15 protein-coding genes are annotated in these 13,909 nt (G+C 65.7%); 10 read left to right on the forward strand and 5 right to left on the reverse strand.

Annotated features, from left to right (window positions below):
- Positions 1–21 precede the first annotated feature (21 nt).
- From NOF53_RS09595 to recX, 4 genes are all read left to right on the forward strand, one after another.
- Positions 22–1,170 carry a glycosyltransferase gene (locus tag NOF53_RS09595; protein ID WP_255967654.1) on the forward strand — a complete coding sequence of 383 codons (1,149 nt, stop codon included), beginning with the start codon at positions 22–24 and terminating at the stop codon, positions 1,168–1,170.
- A 35-nt stretch (positions 1,171–1,205) separates the two neighbouring features.
- Positions 1,206–1,400, forward strand: coding sequence for a DUF3046 domain-containing protein (locus NOF53_RS09600; protein WP_255967655.1), 195 nt, complete (start codon positions 1,206–1,208; stop codon positions 1,398–1,400).
- 178 nt (positions 1,401–1,578) lie between these two features.
- Positions 1,579–2,622, forward strand: coding sequence for a recombinase RecA (gene recA, locus NOF53_RS09605; protein WP_109330760.1), 1,044 nt, complete (start codon positions 1,579–1,581; stop codon positions 2,620–2,622).
- 8 nt (positions 2,623–2,630) lie between these two features.
- Entirely contained in the window at positions 2,631–3,146 is a 516-nt protein-coding gene (gene recX, locus NOF53_RS09610) for a recombination regulator RecX (protein WP_255967657.1), read from the forward strand.
- 61 nt (positions 3,147–3,207) lie between these two features.
- Here the strand turns inward: recX and NOF53_RS09615 are convergent, their stop codons facing one another.
- The 4 genes from NOF53_RS09615 to NOF53_RS09630 form a co-directional block, all read right to left on the reverse strand.
- Entirely contained in the window at positions 3,208–4,113 is a 906-nt protein-coding gene (locus tag NOF53_RS09615) for an amino acid ABC transporter permease (RefSeq protein ID WP_255967658.1), read from the reverse strand.
- Positions 4,110–4,790, reverse strand: a complete 681-nt coding sequence (locus NOF53_RS09620) for an amino acid ABC transporter permease (RefSeq protein WP_255967659.1) — start codon at positions 4,788–4,790, stop codon at positions 4,110–4,112. Before NOF53_RS09620 ends, NOF53_RS09615 begins: the two co-directional genes overlap by 4 nt.
- Before the next feature lie 91 nt (positions 4,791–4,881).
- Positions 4,882–5,715, reverse strand: a complete 834-nt coding sequence (locus tag NOF53_RS09625; RefSeq protein WP_255967660.1) for a glutamate ABC transporter substrate-binding protein — start codon at positions 5,713–5,715, stop codon at positions 4,882–4,884.
- A gap of 88 nt (positions 5,716–5,803) precedes the next feature.
- Complete coding sequence (locus NOF53_RS09630) at positions 5,804–6,532, reverse strand: amino acid ABC transporter ATP-binding protein (RefSeq protein WP_255967738.1); 729 nt, start codon at positions 6,530–6,532, stop codon at positions 5,804–5,806.
- Between the two features lie 206 nt (positions 6,533–6,738).
- On the opposite strand from NOF53_RS09630, the gene miaB reads away from it, so the two are divergent.
- Both miaB and NOF53_RS09640 read left to right on the forward strand, forming a co-directional pair.
- The gene (gene miaB / locus NOF53_RS09635) at positions 6,739–8,256 is read left to right on the forward strand and encodes a tRNA (N6-isopentenyl adenosine(37)-C2)-methylthiotransferase MiaB (protein WP_255967661.1); all 1,518 of its coding nucleotides are present in this window, start codon (positions 6,739–6,741) and stop codon (positions 8,254–8,256) included.
- Positions 8,253–8,876, forward strand: a complete 624-nt coding sequence (locus tag NOF53_RS09640; RefSeq protein ID WP_255967662.1) for an Rv2732c family membrane protein — start codon at positions 8,253–8,255, stop codon at positions 8,874–8,876. Before miaB ends, NOF53_RS09640 begins: the two co-directional genes overlap by 4 nt.
- Before the next feature lie 15 nt (positions 8,877–8,891).
- On the opposite strand, the gene NOF53_RS09645 is transcribed toward NOF53_RS09640, so the two are convergent.
- Positions 8,892–10,277 carry a DUF349 domain-containing protein gene (locus tag NOF53_RS09645; protein ID WP_255967663.1) on the reverse strand — a complete coding sequence of 462 codons (1,386 nt, stop codon included), beginning with the start codon at positions 10,275–10,277 and terminating at the stop codon, positions 8,892–8,894.
- A 201-nt stretch (positions 10,278–10,478) separates the two neighbouring features.
- On the opposite strand from NOF53_RS09645, the gene NOF53_RS09650 reads away from it, so the two are divergent.
- Genes NOF53_RS09650 through dapF form a run of 4 tightly spaced genes read left to right on the forward strand, consistent with a single transcriptional unit; the run spans position 10,479 to position 13,896 of the window.
- Positions 10,479–11,195 carry a class III extradiol ring-cleavage dioxygenase family protein gene (locus NOF53_RS09650; protein WP_255967664.1) on the forward strand — a complete coding sequence of 239 codons (717 nt, stop codon included), beginning with the start codon at positions 10,479–10,481 and terminating at the stop codon, positions 11,193–11,195.
- Complete coding sequence (miaA, locus tag NOF53_RS09655; RefSeq protein ID WP_255967665.1) at positions 11,192–12,121, forward strand: tRNA (adenosine(37)-N6)-dimethylallyltransferase MiaA; 930 nt, start codon at positions 11,192–11,194, stop codon at positions 12,119–12,121. Before NOF53_RS09650 ends, miaA begins: the two co-directional genes overlap by 4 nt.
- On the forward strand, positions 12,118–12,966 hold the full coding sequence (locus tag NOF53_RS09660) for a TrmH family RNA methyltransferase (protein ID WP_255967666.1): 849 nt from the start codon (positions 12,118–12,120) through the stop codon (positions 12,964–12,966). Before miaA ends, NOF53_RS09660 begins: the two co-directional genes overlap by 4 nt.
- A 60-nt stretch (positions 12,967–13,026) precedes the next feature.
- On the forward strand, positions 13,027–13,896 hold the full coding sequence (gene dapF / locus NOF53_RS09665; protein ID WP_255967668.1) for a diaminopimelate epimerase: 870 nt from the start codon (positions 13,027–13,029) through the stop codon (positions 13,894–13,896).
- The last annotated feature ends 13 nt before the right edge of the window (positions 13,897–13,909 follow it).

A 13,909-nucleotide genomic window follows, 5' to 3' on the forward strand; every position in this document is an offset into this window, starting at 1 on the left:
GACGTGTGACACCCTGTGCTCGTGCGAGTCGCTGTGGTCGCCGGGCCGGACCCCGGACATGCCTTTCCTGCCCTTGCGTTGTGCCTGGCCTTCATCGAGGCGGGCGACGAACCGGTTCTGTTCACGGGCGCCCGTTGGATCGAGCAGGCGCGGGCCGCCGGAGTTCCCACCGAACTGCTGAAGGGCCTCGCGCCCCGGCCCATCGACGACGACCTCGACGCAGGTGCCCGCATCCACGGACGAGCGGCGCACATCTCTACCGAATTTCTGCCCGATCTGCGCACGATGAATCCCGATCTCGTGGTCTCCGACATCCTCACCGCAGGCGGTGGAATGGCCGCCGAAAGGTTGGGGATCCCCTGGATCGAACTGTCGCCGCACCCGCTGTACGCGCCGTCCAAGGGCTTGCCGCCGATCGGCAGCGGTCTCGCGCCCGGCACCGGTGTGCGGGGGCGTATTCGCGACACCCTGATGAGGGCCGCGACGGCACGATCGATCCGACAGGGTGAGCGGCAGCGGGCGCAGGCGCGCGTCAGTGTCGGATTGCCTGCCGAGGACCCGGGACCCGTGCGCCGACTGATCGCGACCCTCCCCGCGCTCGAGGTGCCGCGACCCGACTGGCCTGCGGAGACATTCGTGGTGGGCCCATTGTTGTGGGAACCCACCGACGAGGTACTGCCCGTCCCCGACGGCAGTGATCCGCTGGTCATGGTTGCGCCGTCCACCGCATTCACCGGTGCCGAAGGCATGCTCGAGACCACGCTCAGCGGACTCGACGGAGCCGGGGTGCGGGTAATCGCATCGATTCTGGAGGGAGCGCCGTCGACGGTCCCGACTTGGGCGCGAGCCGGACTCGGCAGGCAGGACGCCATGTTGCAGAAGGCCGACGTCGTCGTCTGCGGGGGTGGACACGGGATGCTGGCGAAGGCACTTCTCGCCGGAGTCCCGGTCGTGGTGGTACCCGGCGGTGGCGATCAATGGGAACTGGCCAACCGAGCCGCCAGACAGGGGAGCGCCGTCATCGTGCGACCACCGAGCCCGGAAGCTCTTCGTGCCGCGGTCGAACAGGTGCTGTCCGACGCGACCCACGCCGAAGCGGCGCACCGGGCCGCGAAGACCATCGCCGAAGTCGACGACCCTGTCGAAGTGTGCCGGGCAGCGCTGCGATGACAACCCGCGCCACACGCGTCCGCTAGCGTGGAAACGTGCGACTGACCGAATTTCACCAACTGGTCCGCGACGAGTTCGGACCGATGCGCGGCGACGCACTGCTCGTCGACCACGTCCTCCTCGGCCTCGGCGGCAAAACCGCCGCCGAAGCCATCGAGGAAGGCCGCGAACCCCGGGAAGTGTGGCGAGAACTCTGCGTCGAATTCGACGTCCCCCCGCAGCGCAGATGAGCGGCACCGCCACGGCCTGATCAAGGGGCCGACGATCCGCTCGGCGTGTCGAACACCCGATCGCGACAATCGAACACACGTTCCCCTATGCTGGAGATGTTCGGTGGTCACGGTTGTTGTCGGTACCTGGATCTAACCTAACCGCAGAGCACAGACGAACTCGAGAATGGGGACGACGATGGCACCACAAGCACACGATCGCGACAAGGCGCTCGACCTGGCGCTTGCGCAGATCGACAAGAACTTCGGCAAGGGCTCGGTGATGCGCCTGGGCGAAGGTGTGCGTCAGCCCATCGCTGTCATCCCGACCGGTTCCATCGCGTTGGACGTGGCCCTTGGCATCGGCGGTCTGCCCCGTGGCCGAGTCATCGAAATCTACGGCCCGGAGTCGTCGGGTAAGACGACGGTCGCTCTGCACGCGGTCGCCAATGCTCAGGCCGCCGGCGGCATCGCCGCCTTCATCGACGCCGAGCACGCTCTCGATCCCGACTACGCCCAGAAGCTCGGTGTCGACACCGACGCTCTGCTGGTGTCGCAGCCCGACACCGGTGAGCAGGCACTCGAGATTGCAGACATGCTGATCCGCTCCGGTGCCCTCGACATTCTCGTGATCGACTCGGTGGCGGCTCTCGTCCCCCGCGCCGAGATCGAAGGCGAAATGGGTGACAGTCACGTGGGTTTGCAGGCCCGTCTGATGAGCCAGGCGCTGCGCAAGATGACCGGTGCGCTCAGCAATTCGGGCACCACCGCCATTTTCATCAACCAGCTGCGTGAAAAGATCGGTGTCATGTTCGGTTCCCCCGAAACAACCACGGGTGGTAAAGCACTGAAGTTCTACTCCTCGGTGCGCCTGGACGTTCGGCGTATCGAAACCCTCAAGGACGGCACGGACGCGGTCGGTAACCGCACCCGCGTCAAGGTGGTCAAGAACAAGGTGGCCCCGCCGTTCAAGCAAGCAGAGTTCGACATCCTCTACGGCCTCGGAATCAGCAAGGAAGGCTCGCTGATCGACATGGGTGTCGAGCACGGGTTCATCCGCAAGTCCGGATCCTGGTACACGTACGAAGGTGACCAGTTGGGACAGGGTAAGGAGAATGCCCGGAAGTTCTTGCTGGAGAACACTGATATCCGGGACGAGATCGAGAAGAAGATCAAGGAAAAGCTCGGGATCGGTGCCGACGTGACCGCTGTTACGGACGACGCCGCCCCGGTCGACTTCTAGGAAGACACGTGCGTCCGACGGGCGAAGGCGGGACGGAGACGCAGGCCAAGGATTTGTGCCTGCGTCTCCTCACGGATCGCGCCCGAAGCAGAGCGGAACTGGCCGAGCGGCTCGCGAAGAAGGGCTACTCGGCCGACATCTCAGAACGTGTACTCGATCGCCTCACCGAGGTCGGGTTGGTCAACGACGCTGATTTCGCCCAGCAATGGGTCCAGTCGCGGCACACCTACTCCGGCAAAGGCAAGCGGGCGCTCGCAATGGAGTTGCGCCGCAAAGGCATCGGTCAGGAGCATGCCACCGAGGCCCTCTCGCAGATCGGCAGCGAAGACGAACGTGAACGGGCGACCGAACTCGTCGCGAAAAAACTACGCACGCTTGCTGTAAACGACCGCGACCGGGCAGTTCGGCGCCTCGTGTCGATGCTTGCGCGCCGCGGCTTTCCACAGGGAATGGCGTTCGAGGTGGTCAAGGAACAGCTCGATCACCTCGGCGCCGAAACCGATGGAATGTTCGACCAAGGATGAGCGAACAGGGTCTCGGGAGTACGCGGCCGGGTGGGACTGTGTCCCGCCCGGCCGCAACACATCACAGTCTCTTGTCAGTGATGTCCATCCCCGGAACGGAGACCGCCGGAACCGCCGCAATATCCGCACCGGGAATCGCGCCGCCCTTGCGGCCGGAACGCAGACGCTTCTCCAACCTTGTGGCCAACACGGTCAGTGTCGAGTTGAGCGCAATCATGATGATGGCCACGACGATCAGCGCGGGCAGGTAATTGCCGTAGAAGGCGCCGAGTTGTTGCCCAGAGCGCACGACTTCCACGTACCCGATGAGGTAACCGAGGGCGGAGTCCTTCAAAGCCACCACCATCTGGGAGATGATCGCAGGCAACATCGCGGTGACAGCCTGCGGAAGAAGGATGGTCCGCATGATCTGGCCCTTACGCATGCCCAGGGCCATCGCGGCCTCACTCTGTCCCTTGGGGAGGGACTTGATTCCTGCACGCACGATCTCGGCGATCACCGAACCGTTGTAGAGCGTGAGGCCCACGATGACGGCAGCGAGGGCCAGGTACTTCGATTTGAAGACCTCGTATTCAGCGAAGAGCTGGTACGAGAAGATCATCAGAATCAGCACCGGTATGGAACGGAAGAGTTCCACGAACGCGCCGGCGATCCACCGTATCGGCCGGTGATCCGAGAGTCGGCCGATACCGAGAATCGCGCCGAGAATCAACGCGAACACGATCGACGCGGCTGCAGCCACGAGCGTTCCGCGGATACCGGGGATCAGATAAGTTGTCCACGACGTCGACTCGACGAACGGATTCCATTTCGCAGAAGTCAGCTGTCCCTTGTCATCGAGCGCTGCGAAGACAAGGTATCCGATGCCGAGAAGGACGACGGCCACGGCCGCGGAGATCAGGCGGTAGGTATTTCTCGCCCGGGGTCCGGGAGCGTCGTAGAGGACGGTGGCCGAATTACTACTCATCGTGCAACCTCGAATCGCTTGCTCAGATAGCCGAACAGAAGGCCCATCGGCAGTGTCAGGACCACGAACCCGAGGGCGAAAATGCCACCGACGACGAAGATGGCGGCCTCGTTCTCGATCATTTCCTTCATGAGCAGTGAGGCTTCGGCGACGCCGATCACCGAGGCGATCGTGGTGTTCTTGGTCAAGGCGATGAGGACGCTACCGAGGGGTGCGGTCACTGCACGGAACGCCTGGGGGAGCACGATCAGGCGCAGGTTCTGGGAGAACGTGAGGCCGAGCGACCGTCCGGCCTCGGCCTGCCCGACGTGCACCGTGTTGATGCCGGATCGGATCGACTCGCAGACGAAGGCCGCGGTGTAGATACTCAGTCCGAGGACGGCCAGCCGAAAGTTGTTCTGGGTGAAAAATGTCGGGGACTGCTCGGGCGCGAGCTTGACGCCCATCGTCTGGAAGAGCCCGAAGGAACAGAAGATGATGATGAGTGTCAGGGGAGTGTTGCGGAAGATGGTCACATAGGCCGTCCCGACGCCGCGTGCGACGGGAATCGGCGACACCCGCATCGCGGCGAGGATGGTGCCCAGTATCAGCGCGCCGATGGCCGAGAACGCGGTGAGTTGCACCGTCGTCCAGAATGCGTCGATCAGCTGATCGCTGTACTTGCTCAGTAGGTCCACTTACCGTCTCCCGAAATCCCGGTGGTTGGAGTCGAAACCGGGTCGGACGGCCCACCGAAAGAGGGCCGTCCGAGCCGGATACGGAAATTGCTCAGTAACGATCGACGGTCGGCGGTGCCGGCAGCGGGTAGCCGGAAGCGCCGACCGTGTCGTTGAACGCCTTCTCCCACGAACCGTCCGCGATCATCGCGTCGATGGCGTCGTTGATCTTGCCGCGGGTCTCGTCGTCACCCTGCGCCAGGCCGATACCGTACCGCTCCTCGGTGAAGGGCTCACCGACCACCTTCAGCTCGCCCGGGTACTGCGCCGCGTAACCGGCCAGAATGATGTCGTCGGTGGTCACGGCGTCGACAGCGCCGTTACGCAATGCCTCGACACAGGCGGAGTAGGTGTCGAACTCCTGCAGTTGCACATCCTGGGCGTACTGGTCCTTGACCTTCTGCGCAGGAGTCGAACCCGTGACGGAGCACAGCTTCTTTCCACCGCGCAGCGAGTCGGGGCCCGTGATGTCGGTGTTCTCGGACTTCACCAGAAGTGACTGTCCCGCAATGAAATACGGACCGGCGAAGTCGACCTTCTCCTTGCGGGCGTCCGTGATCGAGTAGGTGGCGACGATGTAATCGACTTCACCGTTCTGGATCAAGGTTTCGCGCTGCGCGGAGGGCGACTCCTTGAACTCGATGTTCTCGGGTGTGACACCCAACTTGCCGGCGACGTATTCGGCCACCTCCACGTCGAAGCCGCTGAAGCTTCCGTCAGGGTTACGCAGGCCGAGGCCGGGCTGGTCGAACTTGATTCCGACGGTCAGCTTGCCTTCCGACGCACTCTGGGAGGCGCTTTTCTCCTCGCCTCCGCCGCAGCCGGACGCGACGACGGCGACCGCCATGACGCCGATTCCCCAACGAATCGCGCGATTGATCCTCATCGAGTTCCTCTCCATAGAAATAACGGGTTGAGACAGGTGAGTCCACCGAAGCCCGCGAGCGACGCTCCGCCGGCGGCCCTCAGCTGGGTCAGTGGCTGAGAATCTTGCCGAGAAAGTCCCTCGCGCGCTCCGATTCGGGAGCGGAGAAGAATGTGCCCGGTTCGGAGTCTTCGACGATCTGGCCGTCGGCCATGAACAGGACGCGATCGCCGGCCTTGCGGGCGAAGCCCATCTCGTGTGTGACCACGAGCATCGTCATGCCTTCCTTGGCGAGCGAGGTCATCACATCGAGGACCTCATTGACCATCTCCGGGTCGAGTGCGGAGGTGGGCTCGTCGAACAGCATCACTTTGGGATTCATGGCGAGTGCCCGTGCGATTGCCACACGCTGCTGTTGTCCACCCGACAGCTGAGCGGGGTACTTGTCCGCCTGATTGGCGATTCCGACCCGTTCGAGCAGTTGGCGAGCGGTGGCCTTCGCATCCGCAGTGCTCTTCTTCCGGACCTTCATCGGTGCGAGCATCACGTTTTCGAGAATTGTCTTGTGGGCGAACAGATTGAACGATTGGAACACCATGCCCACGTCGGCACGGAGCGCCGCCAGGGCCTTGCCCTCCGCGGGCAGAACCTTGCCGTCCACTGCGATCACCCCGGAGTCGATCGGCTCGAGGCGGTTGATGGTCCGGCACAGCGTCGACTTCCCGGAACCTGACGGCCCGAGGACGATCACGACCTGCCCGCGCGGGACTTCGAGGTCGATGTCCTGGAGGACATGGAGGGCGCCGAAGTGCTTGTTCACCGATTTCATCGAGATCATGGACGTTGCCACACCTGTCGAGGGTGTCGGCGTCGCGTCGTCGGCTTGCGTCATAGTCGAAGACCCTATGTGGTGGAGGCGGCAGTCTCGACATTTACTCCGAGAATCCTCGGGATGTCACGGAAACTTTACTGTCCGACGGTGAGGGTGTCCTGGTGCACAATGGCCGCGACGAGGCGATTTGTCGCGGCCCGTACCCTGGGAACGTGGACACGATCGACCAGAACTCTCAGCGCAGCTATGAGGTGCGCACTTACGGCTGCCAGATGAACGTGCACGACTCCGAACGTCTATCGGGTCTGCTCGAGGACGCCGGATACACCAAGGCCGCGACCGGGCAGACCCCCGACCTCGTGGTGTTCAACACGTGTGCGGTGCGCGAGAACGCCGACAACAAGCTGTACGGCAACCTCAGTCATCTCGCGCCGGCGAAGGAGAAGAACCCCGACATGCAGATCGCTGTCGGTGGTTGCCTGGCGCAGAAGGACCGCGACGTCGTCGTGAAGAAGGCGCCGTGGGTGGACGTCGTGTTCGGTACCCACAACATCGGATCGCTGCCTGCGCTGCTGGACCGTGCGCGTCACAACCAGCGGGCGGAGGTCGAGATCCTCGACGCCCTCGAGGCGTTCCCGTCCATGCTGCCCGCCAAGCGGGAGTCGGCGTACGCCGGGTGGGTGTCCATCTCGGTGGGCTGCAACAACACCTGCACGTTCTGCATCGTGCCCGCCTTGCGCGGAAAGGAAGTCGACCGCAGGCCCGGCGACATTCTCGCCGAGGTTCGGGCTCTCGTGAACGAGGGTGTTGTCGAGGTGACCCTGCTCGGCCAGAACGTCAATGCCTACGGCGTGTCCTTCGCCGATCCGGAGCAACCGCGCGATCGCGGAGCGTTCGCCTCGTTGCTACGCGCATGCGGCCAGATCGAGGGACTCGAGCGGATCCGCTTCACCTCACCGCACCCGGCCGAGTTCACGGACGACGTCATCGAGGCGATGGCAGAAACTCCGGCTGTCTGCCCGCAGTTGCACATGCCGCTGCAGTCCGGCTCCGATCGCGTCTTGAAGGCGATGCGGCGCTCGTACCGCACGACGCGATTCCTGGGCATCATCGAGAAGGTCCGTACCGCGATGCCGCACGCGGCGATCACCACCGACATCATCGTCGGTTTCCCGGGCGAGACGGAGGAAGACTTCCAGGGCACCCTCGACGTCGTCCGTCAGGCCCGGTTCACCAGTGCCTTCACCTTCCAGTACTCCAAGCGTCCGGGAACGCCCGCTGCAGACATGGAGAGACAGCTCCCCAAAGCTGTCGTTCAGGAACGGTACGAGCGTCTCATTGCTCTCCAGGAGGAGATCACCCTCGAGGAGAATCAGAAGCTGGTCGGCGCCGAGGTGGAACTCCTCGTCGCGGCCGGTGAGGGCCGCAAGAACGCGGAAACCCGCCGGATGAGCGGACGCGCCCGCGACGGCAGACTGGTCCATTTCCGTCCCGAAGGCAACGTCGACGGCAACATCCGGCCCGGCGATGTCGTCACCCTGGTGGTGAGTGCGGCGGCCCCGCACCATCTCGTTGCCGACACCCCGGTCCTCACCCACCGCCGAACCCGTGCCGGTGACTCTTTCGACAAGGGCATTACACCCAAGACTCCGCCGATCGGTGTCGGTCTCGGACTCCCGCAGATCGGTGCACCGGCACCACTACCCGCTCAGATGGGATGCAGCGCATGACCTCCCCGTTCGACGACAAGCGGCACGACGATGATCGCACCGGCGGGGGCGACGGTTCGAGCAGTGCGAGCGACCCGATCGAGAGTTACCTGAAAGATTTCGACGCCGCCGAGAAGAAGGTGGCCGGTGAAATCGACCCGGGCGTGCGGGCGCTGGTCGTCGCGATCGCTGTCGTCGTTCTGCTCGGATCCCTCACGCTGCCGCACTCCGGCGTCGCGAACGGCTGGGAGGTGCTGGTCTACGGGGACGACGCCCGCACGGAAGTCATCACATTGCCGTCGCGACTGTTCGTCTGGTTCGAGGTGGTGTTCGGCGTCGTCGCGTCGATGCTGGCGCTGATCACGCGCCGCTGGGCCCTGGCTTGGATAGCTCTTGCGGGAACGGCTGTGTCGATCGTGTTCGGGATGCTCGCCATCTGGACCCGCCAAACCCCAGCGCCGGGTGTCGAGGCGGCGGGTCCGGGTATCGGCCTGATCGTGGGCTGGCTGACCGTGATCGTGTTGACCTTCCACTGGCTGAAAGTCGTGTGGAGCAGGACAGCGCTGCAGCTGGCCGCGGAAGAAGAACGCCGCGCCGCTGCCGCCGAAGCGGAGCGACGCGGCGACTGGAACATCGGGTGACGCCCGCCTCGGGGCTTACTGACCGCTGACGGCGCCCTCGGCGGCCTCAGCCCATTCACGCCACTGCCTGGCCTGAGCGAGCGCACTCTCGGCGTCCTTGGTCTTACCCGCCGCGGTGGCCTTGGCGGCCTGTTCCTCGAACTGAGTGACGCGTTCGCGGAACTGCGCGGCCCGGGCGAGAGCCTCCGGATCAGTGCGTCGCCACTGTTCGTCGGCGGCGTCGCGTACGCGCTTTTCGATGGCCCGCAACTTGCCCTCGAGGTCGTGCATCCGCTCGCGGGGCACCTTGCCGATGGCGTCCCACTTTTCTTGCAAGTCGCGTAGTGCGGCCCGGGCGGCGTCGATGTCCTTGGTCGGATCGATGTCTCCGGCGGTCTTCAGCAGCTCCTCCTTGGCGACCGCGTTCTCCTCGAACTCGGCGTCGCGTTCGGAGGAGGCGGCGTTGCGCGCCGCGAAGAATAAGTCCTGAGCGCCCTTGAACCGCTTCCACAGGGAGTCGTCAGCTTCGCGTGGGGCGCGGCCCGCGGCCTTCCATTCGGCGAGGAGATCACGGAACGCACCGGCGGTGGGGCCCCAATCGGTGGAGTCGGCCAACGCCTCCGCGCGGGTGACGAGTTCTTCCTTTTTCGTCTTCGCCGCCGCCCGTTCTCGGTCGAGTTCGGCGAAGTGCGCGCCGCGGCGCCGGTTGAACGCCTCCCGTGCCTTGGAATACCGCTTCCACAAGGCATCGTCGACCTTCCGGTCGATGCCGCGAATGGTCTTCCACTCTTCCAGGATTTCGCGGAGGCGATCACCTGCCGCCTTCCACTGCGTGGATTCCGCGCCGATCCGTTCGGCCTCGGCGGCCAGTTCTTCCTTGCGTTCGGTGTGGGCCTGCCGCGACTTCTCCTTCTCGTGTTTCGCGTGCGCGGCGGCCTCGTCCGAGCCGGCGATGACGGCGTCGAGACGGGCCGCGAGCGAATCGATGTCACCGATCACCGCTGCGGTCGGCAACGATTCGACGAGGGCGAGTGCGGCGGCCTTGGTCTTCTTCGCATCCCCGGCCCCGGAGTTCAGCCGAGCCTCGAGAAGTGCCACCTCCGTGGCGAGGTCGTCGAATCGTCGACCGAAATGCGCCAGCCCCTCGGCGGCGTCCCCGGCCTGCCACGAACCGATCTGCCGCTCTCCGTCGGCGGTCCTGACCCATGCGGTGCCGTCGTCGTCCACCCGGCCGAACTTGCTGGGGTCGCTCCCGGGCGGGGCCGCGACGGCGGGGGCGGAGAGTGCGTGCGTAGGCGTGGGGCCCGGCTTGGGTGCACCCGGTTTTGCGGCGCCGCCCGGTTTAGGGACGCTCGGCTTCGGCGTGTCGTGCTGCTCGGCGGCAGGCTCCACGGCGGGCTGGGCGTCGCTACTGTCGGTCATCGCTTCCTCATCTCTGCCGCGCGTCACGGCTGCCTGAACGCATTACCGGCTCCATACCGACCCGGAGGGCTGGTTCCATTCAACCCGGTACGGACTCTGGGGACTATTGAATCAGGTCAGACGGGGACCGTTGGTACCGAACGAGTGCAGGCACCGAATCGGCTGTCGGGTGCTCGGAGGCGGTCGACTAGCGTGACGCGTGTGTTCACCGCCGCAATTCTCGTGCCGTCACCGCCGCTTCTGGTTCCCGAACTCGCTGGGGCAGCGGCTGCAGAGACGGCGGCGTTGAGGGACGCGGTCGGGGTTGCCGCCAAGGCCCTGTCAGCGCTCACCTCGAAGTGGGTTGTGGTCGGAGCGGGTACCACCACCGTCGATGTGCCTTCCGAGGCGCAGGGCACCTACCTGGGTTATGGCGTCGACGTCCGGGTCGCGCTGCGACCCGGCACCGCCGGGAAGCCGGACCCCGAGCTGCCACTCGCAGCACTGACGGCCGGATGGATACGTGGAACCTGGGCGCCGGACGCCGTGGTCGAAGCCCGCATACTGGCCGCCGACCTGCCGGTCGAGCGGTGCGCCGAGTACGGCGCGGCATTGCGCGAATTCCTCGATCGGGACGGCGAACCCCGCGGCCTGATGATCGTCGCGGACGGGGCCAACACCCTCACCGCCAAGGCGCCCGGTGCGTTCGACCCGCGCGCGGAGGGAGTGCAGGCGCGAGTGAATGCGGCCTTGGGCTCCGGCGACCGCGACGCGCTCCTCTCCCTCGACCCAGGGCTGTGCGGCGAACTCGGCCTCGGCGGACGGGTACCGTGGCAGGTTCTGGCCGGCGTATTCGACGTGTCGCCTGCCTCCTGCCGGACGCTCTACAGCGCGGCGCCGTACGGGGTGGCTTACCACGTAGGGGAGTGGCTTCCGTGACGCCACCGGTTCCGGTTGCGGTCGTCGGCCCTACAGCCACCGGCAAATCAGACCTTGCGCTGGACCTCGCCGAACGGTGGGGCGGGGAAATCGTCAACATCGACGCGATGCAGCTCTATCGCGGGATGGACATCGGCACCGCGAAACTGCCACCCGAAGAGCGGCGCGGCATCGTGCACCATCAACTCGACGTGCTCGATGTGACCGAGACCGCGACCGTGGCGAACTATCAGCAGGCGGCAGTCCGCGACGTGGAGGCGATCGCGGCTCGCGGCGCCGTTCCGATCATCGTCGGCGGATCGATGATGTACGTGCAGTCCCTGCTCGACGAGTGGAGCTTCCCTGCCACCGACCCGTCGGTGCGCGCCCGGTGGGAAGCCGTTCTCGCCGAGCACGGCGTCGCCGCGGTACATGCCGAGCTGGGCCGGGTGGATCCCGATGCCGCCGCATCCATCCTTCCGACAGACGGCAGACGGCTGGTGCGGGCCCTCGAGGTCGTCGAGATCACCGGTCGGCCATTCGCGGCGTCTGCGCCGGGCATCGGCGAACCGCGTTGGGGCACAAGCATCGTCGGCGTCGATCGAGAGACCGCGGAACTCGACGAACGCATCAGGATTCGAACCGAGCTGATGTTCGACCGAGGTCTCGTGGAGGAGGTGCGCGGTCTGATCGACGTGGGCCTGCGCGAAGGGGTGACCGCACCGCGCGCCATCGGGTACGCCCAGGTACTCGCTTGGATCGACGGCGAATACGATCTGGACGAGGCACGGGAACGCACGTTCATCGGCACCCGTCGTTACGTGCGCCGTCAGCGGTCGTGGTTCCGCCGGGACGCGCGCATCCGCTGGGTCGACGGCAGTGATCCTCACCTCACCGACACCACCGTCAGAATGCTGGAACAGCCGCCGATCCCGGGAGAACGATGAGCCGCACGCCGTCCGGACGGAACCGTCAGGGCTCGAATCTGCTGGTCACCGCCCGCAACGCCCGCTTCCAGCAGTGGCAGTCCTACCTCACCAACCGCAGCAAACGCTCGAAGTCGGGACGTTTCCTGATTCAGGGTGTCCGACCCCTCACGCTGGCGCTCGACCACGAGTGGCCGCTCGAATCGCTGCTGTACCGCATCGACGGCCCGCCCCTGTCGGAATGGGCCCGAAACCTACGAGCCGCCCTGTCGATCGAACAGATCGGCGTCAGTGCCGAACTGATGGCGGAGTTGGGTGAGAAGGCCGACACCGCCCCGGAACTGATCGCCGTGGCGAAGATCCGCACCCCACGCCTGGAGGACGTTCGGCTGCAGGCGAGCCCACTGATCGTGGTTTTCGATCGGCCGGGCTCGCCGGGCAACCTCGGCACCCTTGTCCGGTCCGCCAACGCATTCGGCGCCGATGCGGTGGTCGTGGTCGGTCACGGAGCAGACCCGTTCGACCCGCAGAGCGTGCGCGCCTCCACCGGATCGCTTTTCGCGATGCCGGTCGTCACGGTCTCGTCGGTCGACGACGTCCTCGCCTTCCGGGACACGCGGCGAGCGGCCGGCACCGATCTGCACCTCGTGGGCACGGACGAGACCGGCTCCGTCACGATCGACGCCCACGACTTCACCACGGGCACGGTTCTGGTGGTCGGCAACGAGACCCGGGGAATGAGCGCGGCGTGGCGTGCGGCTTGCGACACCGTCGTCAACATCCCCATCGGCGGCGCGGCCAGTTCGCTCGGTGCACCGTCGGCCGGCGCCGTGGCCCTCTACGAGATCGCCCGGCAGCGACGGTGAGCGGTCACCGAGACGCATGGTCGGGGTTGGCCAGCATCTCTGTTGGATAAGGTGGGACCCATGGACTTCAGTAAGGGGCACGGCACCGAAAACGACTTCGTCGTTCTCCCGGATCCCGACGTGCGTCTCGACTTGACGGTGCCGCGGGTGAAGGCGCTCTGTGATCGTCGGCGCGGACTCGGCGCCGACGGGGTTCTGCGGGTGGCCAAGGCAGGCGCGCTTGCCGAGGCCGGTGTTCTCGCCGACCTGCCCGAGGGAACGTCCGCCGACGACTGGTTCATGGATTACCGCAACGCGGACGGTTCCCTCGCCGAAATGTGTGGCAACGGCGTCCGGGTCTTCGCCCACTACCTTCTCTCCACCGGCCTCGAGACACGCGAGGAATTCGTGGTCGGTAGTCGTGCCGGGGGTAAGCCCGTCGTCGTCCACTCCTCCGACGGTCCGCTCGGTGACGTCACCGTCGACATGGGGAAGATTCGCGACCTCGGATCGAGTGCTGCCACCCTCGACGGCAAAGTGTTCAACGGAATCGGCATCGACGTCGGGAACCCGCACCTGGCGTGCGTCGACCCCCACCTCACCGCCGCATCCCTCTCGGCGCTCGACCTCACCGCCGCCCCCGGCTTCGACCCAGGCTTCTTCCCGCACGGCGTCAACGTGGAAATCCTCACCCGGATCGATTCCGGTGCCGTCGACATGCGGGTCCACGAGCGTGGGGTCGGGGAGACGCGGTCGTGCGGAACCGGGACCGTCGCGGCGGCCACCGCCGCGTTACGCCACGAAGGCTCTGATTCGGGTGAGGTCGTCGTTCGCATTCCCGGTGGTCAGGTCACTGTTGCCGTGTCCGAGGGCCGGGCGACCCTGCGCGGACCGTCCGTCCTGGTGGCGTCGGGCAGTATCGACGATTCGTGGTGGAACGCTCTCACCTGATCGCCCTGCGCGA

Source organism: Rhodococcus tibetensis, from assembly GCF_024438035.1.
GTDB classification, from domain to species: domain Bacteria; phylum Actinomycetota; class Actinomycetes; order Mycobacteriales; family Mycobacteriaceae; genus Rhodococcus_F; species Rhodococcus_F tibetensis.